21 protein-coding genes and 1 tRNA gene are annotated in these 23,616 nt (G+C 61.9%); 7 read left to right on the plus strand and 15 right to left on the minus strand.

All coding sequences use genetic code 11. The features are described from left to right. The first annotated feature begins 16 nt into the window (after positions 1 to 16). The 3 genes from pepN (at position 17) to Bravens_RS06880 (ending at position 4,223) form a co-directional block, all read left to right on the plus strand. Positions 17 to 2,626: an aminopeptidase N gene (gene pepN / locus Bravens_RS06870; protein ID WP_062021674.1), complete on the plus strand. Its 2,610-nt coding sequence runs from the start codon at positions 17 to 19 to the stop codon at positions 2,624 to 2,626. Between the two features lie 70 nt (positions 2,627 to 2,696). Further along, the gene (locus Bravens_RS06875) at positions 2,697 to 3,719 is read left to right on the plus strand and encodes a mechanosensitive ion channel family protein (RefSeq protein WP_062021677.1); all 1,023 of its coding nucleotides are present in this window, start codon (positions 2,697 to 2,699) and stop codon (positions 3,717 to 3,719) included. A gap of 60 nt (positions 3,720 to 3,779) precedes the next feature. Further along, positions 3,780 to 4,223 carry a globin gene (locus Bravens_RS06880; RefSeq protein ID WP_019175413.1) on the plus strand — a complete coding sequence of 148 codons (444 nt, stop codon included), beginning with the start codon at positions 3,780 to 3,782 and terminating at the stop codon, positions 4,221 to 4,223. A 17-nt stretch (positions 4,224 to 4,240) separates the two neighbouring features. Here Bravens_RS06880 and Bravens_RS06885 read toward each other — a convergent pair whose 3' ends face one another. Both Bravens_RS06885 and Bravens_RS06890 read right to left on the minus strand, forming a co-directional pair. Beyond that, on the minus strand, positions 4,241 to 4,903 hold the full coding sequence (locus Bravens_RS06885; protein ID WP_062021680.1) for a DUF8185 domain-containing protein: 663 nt from the start codon (positions 4,901 to 4,903) through the stop codon (positions 4,241 to 4,243). 2 nt (positions 4,904 to 4,905) lie between these two features. Next, a complete protein-coding gene (locus Bravens_RS06890; protein WP_062021683.1) occupies positions 4,906 to 5,442 on the minus strand; it encodes an acyl-CoA thioesterase in 537 nt (178 codons plus the stop codon). Between the two features lie 99 nt (positions 5,443 to 5,541). On the opposite strand from Bravens_RS06890, the gene Bravens_RS06895 reads away from it, so the two are divergent. Then, on the plus strand, positions 5,542 to 6,450 hold the full coding sequence (locus tag Bravens_RS06895; RefSeq protein ID WP_062021686.1) for an acyl-CoA thioesterase: 909 nt from the start codon (positions 5,542 to 5,544) through the stop codon (positions 6,448 to 6,450). A 77-nt stretch (positions 6,451 to 6,527) separates the two neighbouring features. Here Bravens_RS06895 and ettA read toward each other — a convergent pair whose 3' ends face one another. The 8 genes from ettA to Bravens_RS06935 all read right to left on the minus strand — a co-directional run bounded on the left by ettA (position 6,528) and on the right by Bravens_RS06935 (position 16,174). Further along, complete coding sequence (gene ettA, locus Bravens_RS06900) at positions 6,528 to 8,210, minus strand: energy-dependent translational throttle protein EttA (protein WP_019175417.1); 1,683 nt, start codon at positions 8,208 to 8,210, stop codon at positions 6,528 to 6,530. A 47-nt stretch (positions 8,211 to 8,257) separates the two neighbouring features. Continuing rightward, positions 8,258 to 8,788 (minus strand): DUF6993 domain-containing protein, encoded by a 531-nt coding sequence (locus tag Bravens_RS06905; protein WP_062021689.1) that lies wholly within the window; start codon positions 8,786 to 8,788, stop codon positions 8,258 to 8,260. A 67-nt stretch (positions 8,789 to 8,855) separates the two neighbouring features. Beyond that, positions 8,856 to 9,413 carry a single-stranded DNA-binding protein gene (locus tag Bravens_RS06910; protein WP_062021691.1) on the minus strand — a complete coding sequence of 186 codons (558 nt, stop codon included), beginning with the start codon at positions 9,411 to 9,413 and terminating at the stop codon, positions 8,856 to 8,858. Positions 9,414 to 9,560: 147 nt separating this feature from the next. Beyond that, positions 9,561 to 11,150 (minus strand): GTPase, encoded by a 1,590-nt coding sequence (locus Bravens_RS06915; protein WP_062021694.1) that lies wholly within the window; start codon positions 11,148 to 11,150, stop codon positions 9,561 to 9,563. Next, positions 11,147 to 12,859, minus strand: coding sequence for a GTPase domain-containing protein (locus tag Bravens_RS06920; protein ID WP_062021696.1), 1,713 nt, complete (start codon positions 12,857 to 12,859; stop codon positions 11,147 to 11,149). The genes Bravens_RS06915 and Bravens_RS06920 overlap by 4 nt, the downstream gene beginning before the upstream one ends. Positions 12,860 to 13,016: 157 nt before the next feature. Further along, complete coding sequence (locus tag Bravens_RS06925) at positions 13,017 to 14,639, minus strand: inorganic phosphate transporter (RefSeq protein WP_082791068.1); 1,623 nt, start codon at positions 14,637 to 14,639, stop codon at positions 13,017 to 13,019. Between the two features lie 142 nt (positions 14,640 to 14,781). Next, positions 14,782 to 14,854: transfer RNA gene (locus tag Bravens_RS06930), tRNA-Arg, on the minus strand. Positions 14,855 to 14,983: 129 nt separating this feature from the next. Continuing rightward, entirely contained in the window at positions 14,984 to 16,174 is a 1,191-nt protein-coding gene (locus Bravens_RS06935; RefSeq protein WP_061942543.1) for an acetyl-CoA C-acetyltransferase, read from the minus strand. 220 nt (positions 16,175 to 16,394) lie between these two features. Here Bravens_RS06935 and Bravens_RS06940 point away from each other — a divergent pair, with 220 nt between their 5' ends. Then, positions 16,395 to 17,849 (plus strand): coiled-coil domain-containing protein, encoded by a 1,455-nt coding sequence (locus tag Bravens_RS06940; protein ID WP_062021699.1) that lies wholly within the window; start codon positions 16,395 to 16,397, stop codon positions 17,847 to 17,849. A 79-nt stretch (positions 17,850 to 17,928) separates the two neighbouring features. Here the strand turns inward: Bravens_RS06940 and Bravens_RS06945 are convergent, their stop codons facing one another. Further along, positions 17,929 to 18,228 (minus strand): hypothetical protein, encoded by a 300-nt coding sequence (locus Bravens_RS06945; protein ID WP_061512418.1) that lies wholly within the window; start codon positions 18,226 to 18,228, stop codon positions 17,929 to 17,931. Positions 18,229 to 18,259: 31 nt separating this feature from the next. Here Bravens_RS06945 and nucS point away from each other — a divergent pair, with 31 nt between their 5' ends. After that, positions 18,260 to 18,955 (plus strand): endonuclease NucS, encoded by a 696-nt coding sequence (nucS, locus tag Bravens_RS06950; protein ID WP_062021702.1) that lies wholly within the window; start codon positions 18,260 to 18,262, stop codon positions 18,953 to 18,955. A 144-nt stretch (positions 18,956 to 19,099) separates the two neighbouring features. Then, a complete protein-coding gene (locus Bravens_RS06955) occupies positions 19,100 to 20,080 on the plus strand; it encodes a pirin family protein (protein ID WP_062021706.1) in 981 nt (326 codons plus the stop codon). 32 nt (positions 20,081 to 20,112) lie between these two features. Here the strand turns inward: Bravens_RS06955 and murA are convergent, their stop codons facing one another. From murA to atpD, 4 genes are read right to left on the minus strand one after another with little or no spacing between them, the layout of a single operon-like run. Then, positions 20,113 to 21,396 carry a UDP-N-acetylglucosamine 1-carboxyvinyltransferase gene (gene murA, locus Bravens_RS06960; protein ID WP_062021709.1) on the minus strand — a complete coding sequence of 428 codons (1,284 nt, stop codon included), beginning with the start codon at positions 21,394 to 21,396 and terminating at the stop codon, positions 20,113 to 20,115. Next, the gene (locus tag Bravens_RS06965) at positions 21,396 to 21,863 is read right to left on the minus strand and encodes a DUF2550 domain-containing protein (RefSeq protein ID WP_062021712.1); all 468 of its coding nucleotides are present in this window, start codon (positions 21,861 to 21,863) and stop codon (positions 21,396 to 21,398) included. The genes murA and Bravens_RS06965 overlap by 1 nt, the downstream gene beginning before the upstream one ends. 35 nt (positions 21,864 to 21,898) lie before the next feature. Beyond that, positions 21,899 to 22,156, minus strand: coding sequence for a F0F1 ATP synthase subunit epsilon (locus Bravens_RS06970; protein ID WP_019175430.1), 258 nt, complete (start codon positions 22,154 to 22,156; stop codon positions 21,899 to 21,901). 3 nt (positions 22,157 to 22,159) lie between these two features. After that, complete coding sequence (gene atpD / locus Bravens_RS06975) at positions 22,160 to 23,614, minus strand: F0F1 ATP synthase subunit beta (protein ID WP_061942531.1); 1,455 nt, start codon at positions 23,612 to 23,614, stop codon at positions 22,160 to 22,162. Between the last annotated feature and the right edge of the window lie 2 nt (positions 23,615 to 23,616).

Raw genomic sequence — 23,616 nt, forward strand, 5'->3', positions numbered from 1 at the left:
CTGAAGAGGACGCGACGTGGCACAGTACAACCTGACCGAAGCTGAAACCGCTGAACGCGCTGAGATTGTCAGCGTGGATTCCTATGAAGTCCTGCTGGGGCTGACCGGGAAGGGTGAAACGTTCCGGTCTGTCACGACTGTGCGCTTCTCTGCTCAGGCTGGTTCGTCGACTTTCATTGATGCCATTGTCGATTCTGTCCACTCCATCACTCTCAACGGCCGTGCTGTTGATCCGGATGAAGCGTGCCGTCCGGGCCGTATTGTCCTGAACGACCTTGCCGCAGACAATGTTCTGACTGTCGATGCTGAATTCTTCTACATGAACACCGGTGAAGGTCTGCACCGGTTCACGGACCCCGTGGATGACGAGGTGTATCTCTACACCCAGTTCGAGGTTCCGGATGCCCGCCGTGTCTTCGCTGTGTTTGAGCAGCCGGATCTCAAGGCGGACTTCTCTTTTGCGGTCGTTGCTCCCGAACACTGGGACGTGGTGTCGAACTCCCCCACTCCCGCACCTGCTGAGCCGGGCGCCGATGCTGAGGTTCTCGGTCTTGACGGGCAGGGCCTGAAGTCGTGGCGCTTTGCTCCCACACCGCGCATTTCGAGTTACATCACCGCGCTTGTTGCGGGCCCCTACCGCAGTGTTCACGATGAGCTGGTCAGCTCCGACGGTTCGACGGTGCCGCTTGGCGTGTATGCGCGCGCTTCCCTGTTTGATCACCTGGACCCGGAGAACATCTTCGACATCACCAAGAGGGGCTTTGTCTTCTTCGAAGAGCTCTTCGATACCCCGTACCCCTTTGCGAAATACGATCAGCTGTTTGTTCCCGAGTTCAACGCCGGAGCAATGGAGAACGCCGGTGCGGTGACGATTGTGGAGGACTACGTCTTCCGCTCCCGCCCCACCGAAGCGGCCGTGGAGCGTCGTGCGGTCACGATCCTGCACGAGCTGGCCCACATGTGGTTCGGGGACCTCGTCACGATGAAGTGGTGGGACGATCTGTGGCTGAATGAGTCCTTTGCCGAGTTCATGTCCACGCTGGCCACTGCTGAGGCCACTGAGTTCTCTGAAGCCTGGGCAACCTTCGCTGCGTCTGAGAAGTCGTGGGCGTACGCCCAGGACCAGCTGCCGAGCACTCACCCGATTGCAGCCGGTATGGGCGATCTTGTGGACATCGAAACGAACTTCGATGGAATCACCTACGCCAAGGGCGCTTCGGTGCTCAAGCAGCTGGTGGCCTATGTCGGCCGCGAGAACTTCTTCCGGGGCGTGAAGTCGTATTTCGACAAGCACGCCTGGTCGAACACCCGTCTGGCTGATCTTCTGACAGAGCTCGAGGCTGCTTCGGGCCGTGATCTTCAGCGTTGGACTCGACTGTGGATTCAGGAGAGCGGTGTCAACATCCTCCGTCCGCAGTACGAGGAGGACGGTCTGCTGACAGAACTCACTGTGGTGCAGCAGCCCTGTGTTCTGCCCGGTCACGAGGTGCCGAGCCTCCGCCCGCACCGTCTGGGGGTTGGTCTGTACTCGGTTCTCGAGGGGCGGCTTAAGCGGACTGCTCTGCACGAAATCGATGTTGATGGTGAGGCGGCCGAGGTGCCGGTCGATGAGGACACACCGGTGCCTGACCTCATCGTCGTCAATGACGGGGATCTGACCTATGCGAAGGTCCGCTTGGATGAACGCGGTTTGAAGACTGTGCGCACGCATTTCGGCGACCTCAATGATTCGCTGACGCAGCTTGTCGTGTTGGGTTCCGTATGGGACATGGCCCGCGATGCCGAGATCCCAGTGACGGACTACATTTCCCTGGTCTGCGACAACCTTGAGCACCTCGTACATTCGACTGGTCTGCAGACGCACCTGCGGCAGTTGGAAACAGCCGTGTTCTCCTACACTCCCCCGGCCCTGCGGGACACTGCCGCCGAACGCACTGCCGAGGCGCTGTGGGCTGCCGCCGGCTCCGCCCCGGAGGGAAGCGACCAACAGTTCCAGTTCCTCCGCGGTTTTGTCAGCTTCGCTAAGTCAGACGATCAGCTGCGGCTTCTCGCCCAGCTGCTCAGCGGAGAACAGCCGCTGCCGGAAGGTCAGAAGCTCGACGACGAACTGCGCTGGCACATGCTGACAGCCCTGGCCGGTCACAACCGCGCTGGCGAAGACGACATCGAGCGCACGCTCCAAGCTGATAACACCGCCGCCGGTCAGCGCAGTGCCGCACGTGCCGAAGCTTCGATTCCCACCCCGGCGGCAAAAACAGCCGCTTTCAGAGCTCTGACGGAAGACAGCGGCCTGCCCAACGCCGTACTCTCGGCAACCGCTCGCGGCTTCGCCTCCGGACTGCAGAAATCTGACGGCTCGCTCATCACGGCAGAGGCTCCATTCGACGACTTTGCGGCCGAATACTTCGCCCGGGCTGAAAGCTGGTGGGACACACAAACCCTTGAGATCGCACAGACGCTCACCCTGTGGCTTTTCCCGCCCGCGACCGAAGCGACAGTCGCCATGGCCGAACAGTGGCTGGAGGAACACCGGGAGGCCAACCGCGGACTGCAGCGAACAATGGTGGAGAACCTCGACCGAGCACGGAGGGCGTTGGCGGTCCAGCGCCGCAGCGAACATCCATGACCGCACGCGAAGCGCACGGCCAGCGTTCCTTGTGCTCCCTCTGATGTTCACTTCCTACACTTGAGGGCGTATGACTGTATTGACATCTGCTGATTCGACCCCTTCGCCGGCACCAACCGACACGATCGGCGAAATCGCTGAAACCGCATCCGATCCGGCGTGGTGGACCGCCCTTCTGGGCACTCCGCTGCGCATTGCGCTCATCGTGGTGTTTGCGGTTATTGCGTCCCTGATTCTGCGCCGCATGATCGGCAAGTTCGCACGGAAGATCGCTGACGGCACGACCGCTGCGAACAAACGCCGACACTACGACGACGGAACCCGTTCCGACCCCGTTTCACGGGCACGACGCGCACAGAGAGCCAACACAGTCGGCTCCCTGCTGTCGTCATTCGCAACCATCATCGTGGCGGCAATCGCGGGACTCATGGTCCTGCAGGAGGTCGGCATCAACCCGGCGCCGATCCTGGCCTCGGCCGGTGTGGCGGGTATCGCGCTGGGCTTCGGTGCACAGTCACTCGTGCGCGACTACCTGTCGGGATTCTTCATCGTGGTTGAAGACCAGTACGGCATCGGCGACACAGTCGACTTGGGCGAGGCAATCGGCACCGTCGAAGAGGTTGGCCTGCGCACCACCCGCATCCGCGACGTCGAGGGCACCCTGTGGCACGTGCCGAATGGAGAAATCCTGCGCGTGGGCAACCAGTCACAGGGCTGGTCGCGGGCCGTTGTCGATGTACCCGTACCCGTCGACATCAACCAGAACACTGCGACCGACATCATCACCCGCGCCATCACCCAGCTCATGAGTGACCCGAACCGCGCGTCCGTCATCATGGAAGACCCGGAGATCATCGGCATTCAGGAACTGACCGGCTCGTCGACAACCATCCGCGTGTTCATCAAAACCCTCCCCAACGAACAGTGGGCTATTGCCCGAGCCTTCCGGTCCTGCCTCAAGTCTGAGTTCGACAAGGCCGGGGTCGCCATCGCCCTGCCTGACCAGATGGTCATCAAGGAGACACCGGGTCAGGCACCACCGGCTGCGACCGGAGCCGATGCCGACGACGGTTCACACGCCTCGAGCAGCTGAACCAGGCGGCCTAAACGACGGCCTGACCCACTGCTGAAGCACATAGGAGACAATGACGGCATGACAAACGGTTATGAGCGCCCCGCCAGCGTTTTCGACATGGTCGGCGGACACGAAGCTTTCACCACCCTTGTCGACACCTTCTACGACGGCGTGGCACAGGACGACTACCTCATCGCCATGTACCCGGAGGGCCACGAACTCGAAGGAGCCAAGCACCGCCTGCAGACGTTCCTCGAACAGTACTTCGGCGGCCCCACCACCTATCAGGAAGAGCGCGGGCACCCGCGCCTGCGCATGCGCCACGCGCCCTTCCCCGTCACGCCGAAATCACGCGAACACTGGCTCAAGCACATGCGCCACGCCCTTGACCAGCTGAACCTGCCGCCCATGTACGACAGCCTCATGTGGGACTACTTTGAGCGTGCCGCCACAGCCATGCTCAACACACCGGACGAAGACTCAGACGAGCACCGAATCGATCCCAGCCGCCGGCTGCTCTGATTGCACCGGCAGGGTTTTCAGCCTGCCTCGATTGAGCGGGTGATGATGAACCCCGCAGGTGTCGCAAAGCGCAGCCACGGACCGCTGCGGTAGACCATCGCGGTTTCTCCGACGGCAAAGCCAGCCGCATCGAGGCCGAAAGCTGCCCCCAGCGGAGCAGTCTCACAGCCGGGCAGCGGACGCGACCACACCATCCGGCGAACCTTGTCCACGGCCAGCGCTCCCGCACCAGAAGGTGAGGCTTCCGCAACAGCGGCAATTCCCTCAACGGCTGCTTCCCGCAGCTGCTGAACCGGCAGCTGCGCTGCCGCCTCCCACCCCGCACGAGGTGGAGTCACGGCCGCCCACGGCATCCTCACCTCGGCAGGGGGAACACTGAGGTCCAGTCCCCCGGTGCGGCCCATACGGGCAAAGCGGTCGGTCAGCCCGGAAACCGGAACCACCGCATCGACCCCGTCGGCAGATGCCGAGCGCAGACGCAGAGCGCGCATCGCAATGACCAGCGGAAGTTCGTCGCCAAGGCCCTTGGGGTACAGAGGAGCACCGGAGACGACCAGAACATCCCCCACTCCGGTCAGCCGCAGTGCAGCACCGGAATCGACACGCTGCATACGCGCAGTGAACTGCCGCAGATCGGCAGCGTCGGCTTCCGCCTGCAGTTCAAACGCCGGCTGTTCCACGCTCACCTCCGCTTGAGCGGAAGCGGACCGACGGCGCAGTCGGCGAAAGCCGCCTGTTCGTCATCACGCAAACGGCGCGCGCGGCCGGTTTCCCCGTCTACGAAGACAAGATCAGATTCAGCGACCGAATAGACCTTCGAAGCATCCGGTTCGAGAATCACATAGCCGACCTTGATGATGACCGGCGTGATCTTGACGATGCACACATCAATTGCGATCGGACCGTCCCTGTACGGGATGGGGTCGCGGTAGTCAATCGCGTGACCGGACACCAGGATCTGCACGTCGGCAGAAGCCTCACGGAATACCGGCGGCATGACAAGACCGAAAGCATCCGTGCGCTCACCGCCGGGCAGCTCACCGGGAATGACATCGCGTGCCGCAGTCGGAGAGCCGAACGCTTTGACACGCGCCTCTTCCAACAGCTTCAGCTGAGTCACGTTGTTGACGTGCCCGTAGGCGTCCATATCACCCCAACGCAGCTCCACGAGCGTTCGCGTAAAGGGGCCGTCGATGAGTGGATTGTGAAGTTCGGTCATGCCGCCATCTTCGCATGACTGAACTCAACGCGTGTCAGATGCGGGCCACAACGAGAGTTTTCTGCGTATCCTGAGCCAAGGTACGTAAGAAGGAGCAGCATGGCCGACACCAGCGACAAGAATGTTCTCGAAAAGATCATCGAGCTCGAAAAGCTCACAGATCCTCCCGCCGGCGGTGAAGAGTTCGGATTCCGGGTGTGGAATCAGCCCAAACCGGACGGCAGGCTTTTCGGCGGGCAGGTCCTCGCTCAGTGCGTTATGGCAGCCTCGGCCACCGTCGATGACGACCGCCCCATCCACTCCTTCCACGGCTACTTCCTGCGGGCCGGTGCCGTCGACGAAGAAACGACAATCGGCGTTGAGGATCTGCGTGATGGCGGTTCTTTCTCAGCCAGGCGAGTCCAGGCCTACCAAAAGGGCATGCCGATCCTGTCGGGAATCTCCTCGTTTCAAAAAGTGCAGCCAGGCCTTGAGCACCGCGAGCCCATGCCGCAGGCTCTCCCCCACCCCGAAGCGCTGCCGAGCCTGGAGAAAATCCTCGGAAAGCTTGATATCACCCGCTTCACCCGAGCTGAGCGGATGCGGGAATGGCTCATGCAGCGGCCTTTCGACATCCGCCCCATTTCGCCCGACATTCACGCGGGCTTTCTCGGCTCACCCGAACCCATCAACCGCTTCTGGGCGCGTCTGAAGGAGCCGTTTACAGGCATAGACAGCCGTGCTGCGACCGCCGCGATCCTGGCCTATGCCAGTGACTTCGCGATGCTTGAACCGAGCTTGCGCGTTCACGGTCTCACATGGGCTGATCCGCGCCTGCGGATTGCCAGCCTCGATCACGCCATGTGGTGGCACTCGCACGTCGACGTGACCGGCTGGCTGCTGTTCGACATGTCCTCCCCGTCTTCCGATGGCGGGCGGGGCCTGGGCATTGGTCGGATCTACAACCAGAAGGGCGAACTCGCAGCCTCCGTCGCCCAGCAGGGCATGGTGCGGCTGAAGGAAAGCTGACTCATACAAACATGTGGGGCCCGCCGTATTCGGCGGGCCCCACATGTTTGTGCGCTGTGCGAGGCAGCGGCTGTGCGTCAGTCGCGCGTCAGCCTGCGGTGCGTGGTGCGGTGCGGGCGAGCTGCCTCTACACCGAGGCGTTCAACCTTGTTCTTTTCGTAGCCTTCGAAGTTGCCTTCGAACCAGTACCACTGAGCCGGGTTCTCTTCTGTGCCTTCCCACGCGAGGATGTGCGTGGCCACACGGTCGAGGAACCAGCGGTCGTGGGTGACTACCACGGCACAGCCGGGGAACTCGAGAAGAGCGTTTTCCAGCGATGCCAGGGTTTCGACGTCGAGGTCGTTGGTCGGTTCGTCAAGCAGCAGCAGGTTCCCGCCCTGCTTGAGCGTCAGCGCCAGGTTCAGGCGGTTGCGCTCACCACCGGAGAGCACACCTGCCTTCTTCTGTTGGTCTGCGCCCTTGAACCCGAAGGCGGACACATAGGCGCGCGACGGCATTTCAACCTGGCCGACCTGAATGTAGTCGAGGCCATCCGAAACAACTTCCCACAGGGACTTGTTCGGGTCGATGCCCTCACGTGACTGGTCGACGTAGGAGATCTTGACGGTCTCACCGATCTTGAGGGTGCCTCCGTCGAGTTCTTCCAGTCCGACAATCGTCTTGAACAGCGTGGACTTACCCACACCGTTGGGGCCGATCACACCGACAATGCCGTTGGGCGGAAGCGAAAACGACAGCCCGTCGATGAGTTTGCGACCGTCGAAGCCCTTCTGCAGGTTCTCTGCTTCGATCACAACGGTTCCCAGGCGCGGGCCCGGCGGAATCTGGATTTCTTCGAAGTCCAACTTGCGTGTCTTCTCGGCTTCTGCCGCCATTTCCTCGTAGCGGGCCAGACGTGCCTTCGACTTGGTCTGGCGACCCTTGGCGTTGGAGCGAACCCATTCGAGTTCATCTGCCAGGCGCTTGGCCAGCTTGGCGTCCTTCTTGCCCTGCACCTGGAGACGTTCCTTCTTCTTTTCAAGGTACGTCGTGTAATTGCCCTCGTAGGGGTACAGCTGTCCGCGGTCGACTTCGGCAATCCACTCCGCAACGTGGTCGAGGAAGTAGCGGTCGTGGGTAATCGCGATGACAGCGCCCGGGTAGGTGCTCAGGTGCTGCTCAAGCCACAGAACGGATTCGGCGTCCAGGTGGTTAGTGGGCTCGTCCAGCAGCAGGAGGTCCGGCTTTTCCAGCAGGAGCTTGCACAGTGCCACGCGGCGACGCTCACCACCGGACAGGTGGGTGACGGGTTCGTCGCCGGGAGGGCAGCGCAGCGCGTCCATGGCCTGGTCCAGCTGCGAATCAAGATCCCACGCATCGGCGTTGTCGATCTCTTCCTGCAGTTTGCCCATTTCTTCCATGAGCGCGTCGAAATCGGCGTCTGGCTGTGCCATTTCGTCGGAGATTGCGTTGAAGCGAGCGACTTTGCCCATGATGTCGCCGACTGCTTCTTCGACGTTTTCGCGGACCGTCTTGTCTTCATTCAGCGGCGGTTCCTGCTGCAGGATGCCGACCGTGTAGCCGGGCGACAGCCGAGCTTCGCCGTTCGAGGGCTGGTCGAGCCCAGCCATGATCTTGAGGATGGTTGATTTACCGGCACCGTTGGGGCCGACCATGCCGATCTTCGCACCGGGGAAGAAAGACATGGAAACGTCGTCGAGAATAACCTTGTCACCGTGCGCTTTGCGCGCTTTGTGCATGGTGTAAATGAACTCTGCCATAGCACCTAAGGGTATCGGCAGGGCTCCCGATCAGCTAATCCGAGGTATCAGAGTCCGTCGTCTTTGCGCTGATGCATGTCTTCGCCCGGAAGATGACCCGCGCCGTTGTCGTCGCTTCCTTCTTCGCGCTGTTCACCCGCGGGCATTTTCACGCCCTTGGGGCGGTCGACTTCGCCGATGAGACAGTCGTCATTGGATTTCAAGGGCGGGTACAGGGCAGCCGTGGCCCCGCCGTTGCGGATCTCCCCAATGACGCAGCCCTTCTTCACTTTGACGGCAAAGACCTTCGAGGGGACATCGTGGTCCAAAGGCGATTTGTCCAGGGTTGCGGCGATGTCCTCCGGCTTGTAACCCCCGTCTTGAAGAACCTTGAGGGTTTCTTCGCTCGTGGGGATGCCGTCTTTTTGCGTCAGCGGTTCGATGACCTTGAGAACTTTTTCGACTTCCGCAGTCTGTTTGCCGGCTGGGCCGCCCTCAGGTTCTGAGGGCGATCCGAAAAGCCCGCAGCCGGACAGCACAAGAGCGGCAAGGCCGCTGGAAGAGATAACCGCTGCTGGGCGGGCGCCGAAGAGTTTCACAGTAGACAACTGTAGTACCTTTTCGGCGCCCGCACCCGCAGGCCGGCCCGGGCACGGGGCAGAAAAATCAGAACGGCGGGCCTTCTCCCCCGGTGCCGGCGGCCGCCATCTGCGGTTCGCTGTCCGTGCTGGCAGAGGAACCGCTGTCGACAGAGACCGCGGGCTGATCCGAGTCTCCGGCATCACTTGCCGCGGGGGCGTCGACTTTGGCCCACGGACTGTCACTGTGGCGCTGTTTGATTTCTTCCATTTTCTCGTTTTCTTCGGCCGTAACTGAATTGGAGCGGAACACCGCCATGCCGAAGGACAGATCCGGACCGACCGCGTGAGCGTTGACAGTCAAACGCTCCCCGCTGGCAGTCTCGGTTTCCCACTGGTCCATCGAGACCCTGCCGATGACAATGACCCGCTGGCCCTTCTGCAGGGAGCCTGCGACATTGATGGCCCACGGCCTCCAGACCTTGACGTCGTACCAGGTGGTTGGGCGATTGACATACGTGCCGTCATCTGTGCGGTAAGCGTCGTTGACCGCAAGACGGAAGCTCGCCCAGGTGCTGCCGTTCGAAGCGGTGCCCGAACGAATATCGCTGCCGACATTGCCGACGAGGTAGGTGTAGTGCTGCATTGCTGTTCCTTTCGATCAGAAGAGGTACAGCAATGGTCACCAGCCGCAAACGTTCAGAGAAGAGTGCAAAAGGCCCTGTGGAAAGCCGGAGGACCGTCCACAGGGCCGAGCGCACAAGTCAGCGTCAGAGCACTGACGCCCAGCTGCTCAGCTCAGAGCGTCATAGGTTTCCCTGTGCTTGCGCAGAAGCCGCGTCACGGGTTCGAACACATTGTCCTTCGCGGCCGAGTGAACTGCTCGCTCAATGTCTTCTTCCACCTGGGCTCGGGCATCATCAGCGCCCTTGCGCCTGGCATTCGCGGCCAAGACGGACGTGATGATCGAGCCGATAATGCCAATCACCAGCGGTGCGGCGGCAATCAGGCCCAAGACACTGAGCCGCATGTTCGGTAGGGCCGTCCACAGAATTTCCGGGAAAAAGAAGATCAAGACAGCGGCCGCTGCAGTGGTGATGATCCCGAGGATCGTGAGGATGAAGAACAGCCACTGGAAGAAGCTGGCAACACCCCACCAGCCGGGCTGGCGATGCGAAATGTCGACACTCGAGACAGCTGATTCTAGATCTGCTGAAATGCGAGCGGCACTCTGATCTTCCGCTGCTGCCGCGGCGCGCTTCCACGCTGCGGGTAGTCTGCGCGTGGCACCGCTGATGACCTCGTGGGCCGCCAGATTGATGCGTGCGGTCTGCGGCTGTGTCAGCTCCGGCTGTGCCGCCCGCAGAAGAACTTCGCGGTCTCCCCCGTGGCGGGCGCCAAGCGGGTCGGCTTTTCCGCGGGATGCTTTGGCAAGCAGCGGATAGGCGGTCTTGGCGTATGCGCGACGGGCGTAGTCATCGTGCACGGTTTGCCCAATGGCCGATGTGCCGACGGCTTCGTTCATAGCGCCGATGAGGATGTCCGACTGGGGAATCTGCTCCGGGTCGTCAACCGGACGGCCCAGTTCGGCGCGAATGCGCCCGGCGACATCGGCAAGCTCCTGTTCGATGCGGCGTTTGCCGGCTTCGCGGCTTTCGATCATCTTGACCAGCTGACGACGGATCTCGGGCACGCCTTCGCGTGTGACGGCACTCGCGGCTGCCACTGTGGCCTTTTCCATGCCGTCGGCTTCCAAAAGGCTGCGCAGGTGGCCCAGGGTGGCCTTCTTCTGTTCGGCATCAAGGCGGTCAACCTGGTTGAGCACAACAACGGTGCTTTCGGCTGCCGCTGACATCTTCGACAGGTAGCGGTTGTGCAGCGAGAAGTCCGCATACTTCTGCGGGTCGACAACCCAGAAGACCACGTCAACCATGTCAATGAGCCGGTCCGAGACTTCCCGGTGGGCGTAGGCGGTCGAGTCGTGGTCGGGAAGATCAATGAGAATCAGACCGCGCAGCGGCTCTTCGTCATCCCCGTCGAGAGCGGATTCGCGCCACGTACGCCGGGATTTGGGAACTTCGAGCCAGTCGAGGAGGTCGTCTCCGCCCTCGCCCCACACGCATGCAATAGGTTCCGAGGTGGTTGGTCGGCGGACCCCCACCTCGGCGATTTCAAGGCCGGAGACCGCGTTGAACAGAGAAGACTTACCGGAGCCGGTGGAACCTGCAAAGGCCACCACGGTGTGCTCACTGCCGAGACCGCGGCGTGCTTCGGCCCGACGGAGCACCTCGGCGGCAGCCTGCGCGGTTGAAGCGGACAGCGCACCGCCTTCAAGGTCGAGCGCGGTGCGGATGCCCTTGGACAGTTCGTCGGAGCGGTTCACGTCAGGCCTTCCAGTCGGCGAACGGTTGCGCGCAGATCATCAGCTTGGGTTCCGCTGACGGCAACGGAGGCAAGCGCGTCTTCAAAGGGCTCACGGGCCCTCGACAGCAGACTCAGCCCTGTGTCAAGCAAGCGCCGGCGCGCACTCGCGGCGAGCTCTTCTGTGGCTTCCGGACCGAAGATCGTGTTGAGCAGACGGTGCACTGCCAGCCGGTCCTCGTGCTCTGCTGAGCCTGCACGAGACGCCCCCGTTCCCCCAGCACCGGCGCACACGGCATACATCAGCACCCCGGAAACACCTGCGACGCCAAAGGACATGATGCGGGCCTTCGCAGTCTTCGACTGACCGACGCTGCGCACGGTGTCTTCCACACTCGCGGCCCATTCGGCAGCGCGCTGACGGCACAGCTGGTCAAAGCCCGCCGGCAGCGAGCCAAGGCCGGGGTGACGCTCAACAACGGGTCGTCCATGCGGAAGCTCCTGCCACGTGTCGACTGTCGAACCCGAGGCACGAACGGCCTGTTCGCGCACCAGCACGACAATTGAGGACAGAATCGCCTGAATCAGCAGATCGGCACTGTCGCGCCGGCCAGTGACGGCTGAGGTGATGCGGTCGCGCAGACGGCTGACGGTCGGTTCGAGACCGCGGAAGAACTGGCCGGTGCCGACGAAGTCCTGCCACCTGGCCTGCACTTCACCGCGCAGCACCTTGTCGGCAACAAGAGCCTCGCCCAGCCTCCTGCCGGCCGCGCCGAAGCTGCCTTCTGCTGCTTCCTGCAGTTCGCGGTAAGCGCGCACCTGTTCTTCTGCGCAGTCGGCGAGGACTTCTGTTTGTGGGCGCACCGAGGCCAAGGCGCCCTGAAGGGTGCGCTCGAGGACCGCGGTCCGGGCACGAGGTGACCTCCCCAGGTTCTCGACCCACGACTTCAGGGGGAACACGGCTGCCTCGGGAATGAGGTCGTCTTCCAACTTCAGTTCCGGAACGGTGAAGATCGGCGCGGATCCGTGCCCCGCCTCGGCGAGCAGCTGAGCCAGGTGGTGGCGAACTTCGCGGTTGGCCTGGGGCGGCACGCGGTTCAGGACGACGGCGACTGATGTGCCACGTTCGTCGGCCTGGTGCAGCAGGTCCCACGGGACCGCGTCGGAGTAGCGAACAGCAGTCGTGACGAACAGCCACAGGTCTGCAGCCGACAGCAGCTGCCGGGACAGTTCGCGGTTGGAATCGCGCACGGAGTCAATGTCCGGCGAATCGATGATCGCAAGTCCCCGCGGCACGGCAGTGCTGGCCACCAGGCGCAGCTTCTGCTGGCTTTTAGCGCCCTCACCGCCGTCACGGGTGCGCTGGAGGTGCGGCAGGATCCGGTCGGAAGCGAAATAGGACCGATCTTCCGGATGGTGTACGAGCACCGGCCACACCGTGGTGGGCCTGATGACACCGGACTCTGTGAGCTCTTCGCCGACGATCGAATTGACGAGCGTCGACTTGCCAGAGCCGGTGGACCCGCCGACGACGACCAGCAGCGGTGCATCGGGGTCACGAAGACGCGGAAGCAGGTACTCAGAGATCTGCGTGCCCAGAGCGCGCTGAAGCTGGGAACCCTCTTCAGCCCTCTGCGTGTGCAGGGGAAAGTCGGCAGCGCGCACTCGCGCCGCAGCGTCCGAAAGGATCGGCACTGCTTTGGCACGCAGGTTCAGTCGGTGGGAAGTCACGTACTCACTTTGACGAAATTTTCAGCTTGTCTCCACTCGCCGCGCCGGACAGGGCGGGACAGCTTGCTGTGCGCGGGCTGCGGAACCGCCCGCAGAAACGACTGTGCTCGCTCTGTGCTGGGACAGCAGAACCAGCACAGAGCGAGCACGGACTGAATCAGCCGAACACGGCGCGAAGAGCCAAGACTCCGATCGCACCAATCACCGCGGCAGCCGGCACCGTAATGACCCAGGCAAGTGCGATGGGCTTCATCAGGTTCCAGTTGGCCGCCTTGTTCACAATGCCGACACCGAGAACAGCACCGATGAGGATGTGCGTCGAGGACACCGGAAGACCGAGAACAGAGGCCAACATGACCACACCGGCGGCGGCAAGCTCTGCGGCGAAGCCGGAGGCCGGGTGCATTTCGGTCAGTCCCGAGCCTACGGTCTTGATCACGAACCGGCCGATGAACCACAGACCGGAAATCAGGGCGACACCTGCAGTGAGCATGACAGCCGGGTGGACCCCCGCCTCGTCATTGATCTGGTTGGTCTTGAGCACATCGAGGATCGCCGCGAACGGTCCGATGGCATTGGCAATGTCGTTGGATCCGTGGCTGAAGGCGAACGCGGAGGCCGTGAAAACCTGCATCCAGCTGAACAGCAGGAACGTTGAGCGCGACAGATCCCGCTTCTTCAGCGAGCGCGCGAAGATGAAGACCGCCATCCACACGGTCGCTGCGATCATGCCCAGGATGAGGAAGTTGCCGACCGAGCTCAGTTCGAAGTTGAGGTTCTTCAACCCCTTGAACAGCATCATCGAGCCGATGACCACGGCGCCGAAAGCTGCCAGCAGGGGCACCCATGCCTCCAGTGCGCGGTGCGCGTTGATTTCCTTGGCCCGGGTTTCTACGCGGTGCAGGTCGCGGTAGTACTCCGATTCGAATTCTTCCGGATCGTAGTCGTCGCGCTGGTAGACCGAGGCATCGCGCGCCATGGCGTTTGTGTACGAGATCTGCTGCAGTTCGTCGAGACGTTCGAAGGCCTGCTTGTGCTTAGTGCGCAGTTCAGCGCGTTCGCGCTTGAGTTCGCGCAGCTTCACGTCCATTTCCTCGTTGTAGACGAGGATGTGTTTTTTGATCTGCCCGAACAGCACCCAGGCGACGATTCCGCCCAGCAGGGGTGAAAGCACCCACGACATGACGATCTTGCCGATTTCGCCCCACTGCACCATTTCGAGACCGCCGGTGCCGGTCGTGATGCCCAGGGTCAGGGCTGCACCGACAATGCCGCCGACAATTGAGTGGGTTGTCGATACGGGCCAGCCCATACGGGTTGCCACCAGCAGCCAGATGGCCGCGCCCAGCAGCGCTGACATCATGATGAACACGAAGTCCATGGGCTCAAGGTCGATCGCATTGAGGTCGACGATGCCCGAGCGCACGGTCTCGGTCACTTCCCCACCGGCCAGGACTGCGCCGCTGACTTCAAAGATTGCGGCGATGACGAGCGCCTGCTTCATCGACAGGGTGCCGGCGCCAACGCTCGTGCCGAAGGAGTTGGCAACGTCGTTGCCGCCGATGTTGAAGGCCATGAACAGTCCGAAGAGGACCGTCAGCACTAGGACAACCTTGTTCGCTCCGACGTCGACGTAGCCGAATGACCACACCATGAACACGACGAGCGCGATCGTCATGAGGCCGCCGAAGGAAATGTGCCACCAACGGTCCGGTCCCAGGAAACCGGGACCACCGGGTTTCACCGAGATGTTCTGCTGAGGTTTGGTTGTCTGCGACATAGAAAGCCTTTCCGTAGTGGCCTCATAGTGACGCAGACGGTTGACATACAGGATCCAATTGTGTGAATTCTGTGTGACGAATGTACGAAGAACGATTAAGCCCGGACCGTGGTTGTGACACCACGCGCCCGGGCTGAAGAAGCGCCCCCAGCAGGACTCGAACCTGCAACCTACGGATTAGAAGGCCGTTGCTCTATCCATTGAGCTATGGAGGCTTCAGCACGCCATTCTAGCGCCCGCCGCGACTTCGACGACCCCGGCTGTGCGGTCGTGCCCACACAGACAGCTGGGGTCGGCATCGGATCACCCCGATGCCGACCCCTGCGGAGGTCACTCAGACAGGATCAGGCCTGCGGCACCTCGACAATGAGAGCGTCACCCTGACCACCGCCGCCACAGAGGGCGGCGACACCCTTGCCTCCGCCTCGGCGCTGAAGTTCCAGGGCGAGGTGGAGGACAATGCGCGCTCCCGAGGCACCGATCGGGTGACCCAGGGACACGGCACCGCCGTTGACGTTCACACGCTCATCATCAATGCCGAGGTCCTTCATGGAAGCCAGCGACACCGCGGCAAAAGCCTCATTGATTTCGTACAGGTCGAACGAGTCCGCTGCCACGCCTTCGCGTTCAGCAGCGGCCTTGATGGCCTGCGAGGGCTGGTGCTGCAGCGTCGAGTCCGGGCCTGCAGTCCAGGCGTGCGACTTGATTTCCGCAAGGATCGGCAGGCCCTGCTCAACCGCCTTGTCCTTGTTCATGACGACAACGGCCGCAGCACCGTCAGAGATCTGCGAGGCGTTGCCGGCGGTGATGGTGCCGTCCTTGCGGAACGCCGGACGCAGACCGGCCATGGATTCAGCGGTCGTGCCGGCGCGGACACCTTCATCGCTGTCGACGACGACTTCGCCCTTGCGGGTCTTGATCGTGACCGGCACGACCTCGTCGGCAAACTTGCCGTCAGCCCAGGCCTTAGCGGCGCGCTGGTGTGACTGCGCGGCGAAAGCGTCCTGTTCTTCGCGTGAGAAGTGCACGCCGTCTTCATCGTTCATCGACTCGGTCAGCCCACCCATGGCCTGATCCGTGAAGGCATCCCACAGACCGTCGTAGTCCATGTGGTCGCGCATCTGAATCGTGCCGTACTTAAAGCCGGCGCGCGACTTCTCAAGCATGTGCGGCGCGTTCGTCATCGATTCCTGGCCACCGGCAACGACGACGTCGTACTCGCCGGAGCGAACCAGCATCGCGGCGTGGGTGATGGTGTTGATGCCCGACAGGCACAGCTTGTTGAGCGTGACGGCCGGAACGTTCATGGGGATGCCTGCCTTAGCTGCGGCCTGACGGCCAGCACCCTGTCCGAGACCGGCCTGCAGGACCTGCCCCATGAGGACGTATTCAACGGCGTCCGGAGCGACTCCGGCCTTGTCGAGCGCGCCCTTAATGGCGTGTGCTCCAAGATCGACTGCGGAAAGACTTGCCAGTCCACCGGACATCTTGCCCAGCGGCGTGCGGGCACCGGCGACGATGACGGCTTCTGCCATGAGAACTCCTTTGCTGAGGTTTCAGTGAGTCTCGCCTCACTTTGGGAACAATCCTAGAGCACCGACAGTGACCCACGACACTGCGGCCCGCGGGGGCTCCCTCTTTGAGGAAATGTGAAGCTGACTACGTAGAATTGCCCCTAGTGGCTCAGCACTGAGGCGCGCCTGACGGCTGCATCGCCGGGCACGCAGAGCATTCGGACGAAGGAGAATCGGAACCGTGACACAACCGGAAGAATTCCGCACAGCAATGCGGGGGTACGAAAAGAACGAAGTCGATTCGCGTTTGAGCCAGCTCAAGCAGGAAATCGAATCCCTCCGCAAGGCCCTCTCCGACGCTCGCAGCCAGGTCATCGCGGCTGACCGCGCAAAGCTGCAGATCGCAGGCGAACTCTCCGAAGCCAAGCAGCAGCTGAAAAAGGCAGCTGACGACAACGCAGCACAGGCCGGCCCTCCCGGCAGCCGCATCGACCAGCTGCTGAAGATCGCCGAATCCCAGGCACGCGAAACGCTCGCCCAGGCAACCGCGGATGCCGAAACCATCCGCAACAAAGCCCGCGCAGACGCCGCGTCGTCACGTGCTCGTATGCACACCGAAAGCAACGACACGCTCAACAGCGCCCGCGCAGAAGCAGAGGCTACTGCCAAGGCTGCAGACCTGCGCGCTTCTGAAACGATCGATGCCGCAGAAAAGCGCGCCGCGGAACTCAAGCAGACCGCTGAGCGCGAAGCCCAGCAGATCCGCGACGACTCCGCTGCAGAAAAGTCTGACTCCTACGAAGCGCTCAAGCGCGAACTGAATGAAAAGCGCGCCGCTGCAGAAAAGGAAGCTGCAGACACGATTGCCGCAGCCAAGAAGGAAGCCGACACGCTTCTGGAAAAGGCCAAGGCCGAAGCGAACACGCTGCGCACAGAAGCCGAAAAGCAGTCGGCTGAGGCCAAAAAGGCCGCCGACGCCCAGGCTGCCAGCCTCGCCAAGATCCGCGCCGACCACGAAAAGGCCGAAAACGAGCGCTTTACCAAGGCCCAAGAAGAAAACCAGAAGCTGCAGAAGGCGGCCGCTGACCGGGCAGCCAAGGCCGACGCCGATGCTAAGGAAGCGGCTGAGCGCGCCGAGAAGACCCGCAAGGAAGCTCTCGAAAAGGCCGACAAGATCATCGCTGATGGCAAGGCTCGCGCTCAGGAACTCATCAACGAAGCACGCGAAACCGCCGAGGCAACACTGGAAGAATCCGCTGCAGAAGCCAAGCGCTCGGTGTCCGCGGCACAGTCGCAGGTCGACTTGCTGACCAAGCAGCGCCGCACCATCACCGCCCAGATGGAGCAGCTGCGCTCCATGTTCAGCGCGCCCGGACTCTTCGACGACGTCGACCTCGAAGACGACCGTTCCGACCAGATCAAGGCAGCCGCCTACCCCACCGAAAAGATCGGATCGAAGGAAGAACTCGAGAAGCTCAAAGCAGCCGAAGGCTCGGCACAGAAGAAGAGCGGCACCTCGGGCAAAGACAACAAGACAGACGAACAGGGCGACAAGCCGGCGGCTTCCGGCCAGCAGGCTGCCGGACAAAGCTCGGACGCAAAGACCGCTCAGGCGAAGCCCGCAGGCCCTCAGCCCGACAATAAGAAGAACGGTCAGGTGGGCGGCCCATCCCAGGCCAAGAACCCGAACAGCTGACCAGTCAGCTTAGGAAACCTGCAGCATAGAAAACCGGCGTCGCAGCAGCGGCGCCGGTTTTTGCATCAGCGCGGAACATTCACCGACGGCTGCGGGCGTTGAAACACGAGGTGTGCCAGTGCCGACGCTCCCCCACACCGGTCCCCCAGCCGAACTCATCGCCTGAGCGCCACGCGACGGTGTGCGGTGTGGAGGCGGGGAGATCCTGATTGCAGCCCGGGCAGATGTAGACCTTGCCCGGTGTGCCGCTGCGGATCTGCTGCACAATCCACGTGCCGTCGGATTCCGTGATCGAACGGCGCACAGAGTTCATCGACGACAGGGGTCGATGCGGCTGCTGCCACTTATTGCGGCGGCGGTTCGATGGGGAGCGTGGCATAGACATCATTGTGTCACGTAGAGTGTGCGACGTGCGTTTGGTGATTGCTCAGTGCAGTGTTGACTACGTCGGTCGTCTGACCGCCCACCTGCCCATGGCTAAGCGGCTTGTCATGCTCAAAGCCGATGGTTCAGTGCTCGTCCACTCTGACGGCGGCTCTTACAAGCCGCTGAACTGGATGACCGCACCGGCACAGCTGAGGGTGGACGAACCAACGGACGAACAGGCCGAAGCCGGCATCCGGGAAGTCTGGACTGTCGCGGCCGAAAAGACCGAGGACCGGCTCATCATCTCGATTGCCGAAATCCTCGAAGACATCACCCACGAATTCGGCGTCGACCCCGGTCTCATCAAGGACGGAGTCGAGGCACACCTGCAGGAGCTGCTGGCAGACCAGATCGACACGCTCGGCGAGGGCTACACAACCGTGCGCAGGGAATACATGACGGCCATCGGACCGGTCGACATCCTCGCCCGCAGCGGCGAGGGCGCCTCGGTCGCCGTCGAAATCAAAAGACGAGGTGGAATCGACGGTGTTGAGCAGCTCACCAGATACCTGGAGCTGCTCAATCGAGACCCTCTTTTGGCACCCGTCACGGGCGTCTTCGCCGCCCAGGAAATCAAACCCCAGGCGCGCACCCTCGCAGAGGACCGCGGAATCCGCTGCATCATTCTGGACTACGATGCCATGCGCGGAGTAGACGATTCAGAATCCCGCCTGTTCTGAGCACTCGCACACGCCGCGGATGCTTTGCTGCCGGTGGCTTTGAGCCGCGAGTGCTAGGGTCATCGCGGTGGGCACGGCAGAACGCCGTATCTGCCGACGTCCGTCGACCTAAGCTGGTTACCCTCGCAAGGAGCGAGACGAACAATGAGCAATCTGGAAAAGCGGCCCCGCGTTCATGTGTGCACGGCAGCCGATGCCACTGAACTGACCGTTGTCGAACCCCGCGATATCCGCAGCGTAGACACGCACGGCGTTCCGCTGCGCCGCGCCCTGCCTCACGACGAGCTGGGCATGATCGGCCCGTGGTGCTACCTCGACCACTTCGGTCCGCAGGGCGTTGACGACGAAACCGGCAAGCTCACCTCGCCCACGCACCCTCATGCGGGTGTCGCGTGCATGCCGATGCTGTTCAGCGGCAGCCTGACAGAGACCTTCTCAACAGGCACCTCTGTCACCGTCGAACCCGGCGAAGCATCTTTGTTCATAGCCGGTCGTGGGGCTTCACACTCCGAGTTCACAACGGAAGACACAGAGATCCTCCACGGGGTGGAACTGTGGTACGCGCTTCCGGACAAGCACCGTTTTGCTCCGGCTTCCACCCAGCATTATCCCGCGGAATGCTTTTACGCCGGCGACTGCAAAGTCACGGTCTATGTGGGATCAGTGGGTGAGGTTCGCTCCCCCATCGACCCTGTCGTGAGCGTCGTCGCAGCACAGCTGGACATCTACGGCACGGCCGAGATTCCGCTGAGCGAGCATTTTGAACACGGCCTGCTCGTTGATTCCGGAGAAGCTCAGCTGACACTCGCAGACGGCACAACAGCAGTCATCGAAGCGGAACAGCTCGCCTTCATCCCCCAGGGCAACAGCACCGTTCGGCTCTCCGCCGATGTCCCCACGCGACTTGTGCTGTTCGGAGGCCAGCCCTTCGACGAGGAAATCGTCATGTGGTGGAACTTCGCTGGGCGCTCACACGAAGAAATCGAGCAGTGGTACGCGCAGTACCGCAGCGAAATCGAAGTCGATGAAGAACAGGATGACGAGGAACGTACCGTAGTCTTCGGTCCTCTTCCGGAAAACCCGACCGACACGCTTTCTCTGCCAACACTGCCAGACGAAGACTGAGCTGCGCGAAGACTTCAGCTGAAACTCAGCGCTCAGCTGAAGTCGAGCATCTCCGGGACAGCGTCCCGCTCGACGTGCGCGCCGAGAGCACGCAGCTTCTCGGCGAAGAATTCGTAGCCGCGGTCGATGTGATCGACCCCTGCGACCTCAGTAGTTCCACTGGCAACAAGACCAGCGAGAACCAGACCGGCACCAGCACGGATGTCGGAGGCTTCCACCTCGGCCCCCGTCAACTCAGCCGTACCGGTGATAAGAGCGTGATTGCCGTCAATTGCGATGTTCGCACCGAGGCGGGCAAGTTCATGCACAAACCGCCAGCGGGCCTCAAACAGGTTCTCCGTAACCACGCCAACACCGTCGGCGACCGCGTTCAAGGCAATGGCAAACGGCTGCAGATCAGTGGGGAAACCGGGGAACGGAAGAGTAGAGATGTTCACCGAACGCGGACGCTCAGGTCCGATGACACGCAGACCGCGCTCAGTGTCAGAAATCGAGGCCCCGGCCGCTTCGAGCTTGTCAAGAACATTCGGGAAGAGATCACGCGTGACGCCCACGACCTCGACATCGCCGGCCGTAATCGCGGCAGCGTAGGCCCACGTGCCACCCACAATTCTGTCGGGCACGCAGCTGTGCTCCACGGGGCGCAGACTGTCTACGCCATCGATGACAAGACGAGCTGTGCCGATGCCGTCGATCTTCGCACCCATGCTCACCAACATCGAACAGATGTCGACAATCTCCGGTTCTTTGGCAGCGTTGTCAATGACGGTGCGCCCATCTGCCAGAACCGACGCCATCACAAGGTTCTCTGTAGCTCCGACAGAAGGAAAGGCCAAGGAGATATCAGCACCGTGCAGGCCGTCCGGCGCCTCGGCAACAAAATAGCCGTGATCAAGGTGAACATCCGCACCCAGAGCCCTGAGACCTGCTGCGTGCAGATCAAGACCGCGCGATCCAATGGCATCCCCACCCGGAAGTGCGACCTTGGCGCTGCGCATACGGCCGATCAGCGGGCCCAAAACAGAAATAGAGGCGCGCATCGCACGCACAAGCTGATAATCAGCCTGAATATCCGTGCGCTCAGGGACGTCAATAGAGACGACGCCAGCCCGGGAATCGTAATCAACATCGCAGCCGAGCCGCTCAAGGAGACGGGCCATGATCGAAACGTCGAGAATCGCAGGAACGTTCGTGATGACAGAACGGCCGGGAGCAAGCAGAGCGGCGGCCATGAGTTTGAGGACACTGTTCTTGGCACCTCGGACTTCTACCGAGCCTTCCAAGCGAACAGGGCCGTGGACGCGGAGGACTTCCATCAATTGAACCTTCCGACGGCGATGTTGTCGCCGGGCGGAGACGATTCGATCCACGCAGACAGGGCAGACAGCGAATCAGCATCGAGAGCGAGCCTGCAGACGCGAGGATCAGGGTTTCCGCTGTTGATAGTCAAGGTGGCGATATAGGCATCCGACATAACCGCGAAGCGCTCATCGCCTTCAGGTTTCGTACGCTCAGCAATCTCCATGGTTGAACGCGGCAAACGCACCGCGGGGCGCGAAGAAAAGCCGAAGATCGGATACCAATCAAGAGTGCTGACGCTGAAAACCGCAACGCCCAAACGCCAGCGTGGGCGGTGACTGGAGTCACCACCCACGCTGTATGAGCAGTCAAAGGCGCCCTTAAGGCGGCCAATGGCCCGACGGCGAACGGAGACTGCTGCAACTGCAATAGCAGCCAATCCCACCAACGAGAGCAGAATAATCAGCAGGACAGATGCATTCACAGTGTCAGTCTACGTTCGCAGGCGTCGGGCTTTGGTCAGACCAGCTTCGCTGTGTCGGCGACGATGTTCACACGGTCGTTTTCAACCGACATGAACCCGCCGGCCGCGTGAGCGGTCACAAGCTGGTCGTTGGAGTCAATGATCCTCACGTCGCCGCCGGCGATCACGGCAAGCACCGGTTCGTGACCGGTCAGGATTCCGATTTCGCCTTCAACGGACTTAGCGACAACGCGCTTCGCCTGGCCGGACCACACTTCGCGGTCAGCGGCGACGACGGTGACATCGAGTGCCATGGATCAGTTCTCCTTCTGGAGCTGCTCATAGTTGCGCAGCACATCGTCGATCGGGCCGACGTTGAAGAAGGCCTGTTCGGGGATGTGGTCGAAGTCGCCGTCGCAGATGCCCTTGAAGCCTTCGATCGTATCCTTGATCGGAACGGTCGAGCCTTCAACACCGGTGAACTGCAGAGCGGTGTAGGTGTTCTGCGACAGGAACTGCTCAATACGACGTGCGCGGTGAACCGTGAGCTTGTCTTCTTCGGACAGTTCGTCAACACCGAGGATGGCGATGATGTCCTGCAGTTCCTTGTTCTTCTGGAGGATCTGCTTGACGCGCACGGCGGTGTCGTAGTGGTCCTGACCAACGTACAGCGGGTCGAGGATGCGCGACGACGAGGTCAGCGGGTCAACAGCCGGGTACAGACCGCGCGAAGCGATGTCACGCGACAGTTCCGTGGTGGCGTCGAGGTGTGCGAACGTCGTTGCCGGAGCCGGGTCGGTGTAGTCGTCAGCGGGGACGTAAATGGCCTGCATCGACGTAATCGAGTGACCGCGGGTCGAAGTAATGCGCTCCTGGAGGACACCCATTTCGTCAGCCAGGGTCGGCTGGTAGCCCACAGCCGAAGGCATGCGGCCCAGCAGCGTCGAGACTTCCGAACCTGCCTGCGTGAAGCGGAAGATGTTGTCGATGAACAGAAGCACGTCCTGCTTCTGAACGTCGCGGAAGTACTCAGCCATGGTCAGACCGGTCAGGGCGATGCGCAGACGCGTGCCCGGCGGTTCGTCCATCTGGCCGAACACCAGTGCGGTGTTGGGCAGAACTCCCGATTCGTCCATTTCGTGGATGAGGTCGTTGCCCTCACGGGTGCGCTCACCGACACCGGCGAACACAGACACACCACCGTGGTCCTGGGCGACACGGGTGATCATTTCCTGAATCAGAACGGTCTTGCCGACACCAGCACCACCGAACAGACCAATCTTTCCACCCTGCACGTAGGGGGTCAGGAGGTCGATGACCTTGATGCCCGTTTCGAACATCTGAGTCTTCGATTCCAGCTGGTCGAAGTTAGGTGCGGTGCGGTGGATGGGCCAGCGCTCGGTGATCTCGTAGGGTTCGTCGATCATCGAGTCGTTGAGGACGTCACCGGTGACGTTGAAGACCTTGCCCTTGGTGACATCGCCGACGGGCACCGAAATGGGGCCGCCGGTGTCGCGGACTTCCTGGCCGCGGACAAGACCGTCAGTCGGCTGCATCGACACGGCGCGGACGATGCCGTTGCCGAGCTGCAGCTCGACTTCGAACGTCAGTTCGCGGGTGCCCTCAGACAGTTCGACCTCAGTCTTGAGTGCGTTGTAGATTGCGGGAACCGAATCGAGCGGGAACTCGATATCGACAACGGGGCCGATAACTCGAGAGATCCGCCCGACCCCACCCTTGACCTGGGGTGTTTCAGTAACGGTTGCAGTCATGT

The sequence above is a fragment of the Brevibacterium ravenspurgense genome, assembly GCF_001584615.1.
GTDB lineage: Bacteria > Actinomycetota > Actinomycetes > Actinomycetales > Brevibacteriaceae > Brevibacterium > Brevibacterium ravenspurgense.

What these genes read in the sequence shown, in the direction of transcription:
- atpD (WP_061942531.1), bottom strand. Translation starts at nt 23,614, where the DNA reads ATGACTGCAACCGTTACTGAAACACCCCAGGTCAAGGGTGGGGTCGGG.
- Bravens_RS06955 (WP_062021706.1), top strand. Translation starts at nt 19,100, where the DNA reads ATGAGCAATCTGGAAAAGCGGCCCCGCGTTCATGTGTGCACGGCAGCC.
- Bravens_RS06880 (WP_019175413.1), top strand. Translation starts at nt 3,780, where the DNA reads ATGACAAACGGTTATGAGCGCCCCGCCAGCGTTTTCGACATGGTCGGC.
- Bravens_RS06935 (WP_061942543.1), bottom strand. Translation starts at nt 16,174, where the DNA reads ATGGCAGAAGCCGTCATCGTCGCCGGTGCCCGCACGCCGCTGGGCAAG.
- Bravens_RS06925 (WP_082791068.1), bottom strand. Translation starts at nt 14,639, where the DNA reads ATGTCGCAGACAACCAAACCTCAGCAGAACATCTCGGTGAAACCCGGT.
- Bravens_RS06875 (WP_062021677.1), top strand. Translation starts at nt 2,697, where the DNA reads ATGACTGTATTGACATCTGCTGATTCGACCCCTTCGCCGGCACCAACC.
- Bravens_RS06890 (WP_062021683.1), bottom strand. Translation starts at nt 5,442, where the DNA reads ATGACCGAACTTCACAATCCACTCATCGACGGCCCCTTTACGCGAACG.
- Bravens_RS06895 (WP_062021686.1), top strand. Translation starts at nt 5,542, where the DNA reads ATGGCCGACACCAGCGACAAGAATGTTCTCGAAAAGATCATCGAGCTC.
- ettA (WP_019175417.1), bottom strand. Translation starts at nt 8,210, where the DNA reads ATGGCAGAGTTCATTTACACCATGCACAAAGCGCGCAAAGCGCACGGT.
- Bravens_RS06945 (WP_061512418.1), bottom strand. Translation starts at nt 18,228, where the DNA reads ATGCCACGCTCCCCATCGAACCGCCGCCGCAATAAGTGGCAGCAGCCG.
- Bravens_RS06910 (WP_062021691.1), bottom strand. Translation starts at nt 9,413, where the DNA reads ATGCAGCACTACACCTACCTCGTCGGCAATGTCGGCAGCGATATTCGT.
- murA (WP_062021709.1), bottom strand. Translation starts at nt 21,396, where the DNA reads ATGGAAGTCCTCCGCGTCCACGGCCCTGTTCGCTTGGAAGGCTCGGTA.
- Bravens_RS06970 (WP_019175430.1), bottom strand. Translation starts at nt 22,156, where the DNA reads ATGGCACTCGATGTCACCGTCGTCGCCGCTGACCGCGAAGTGTGGTCC.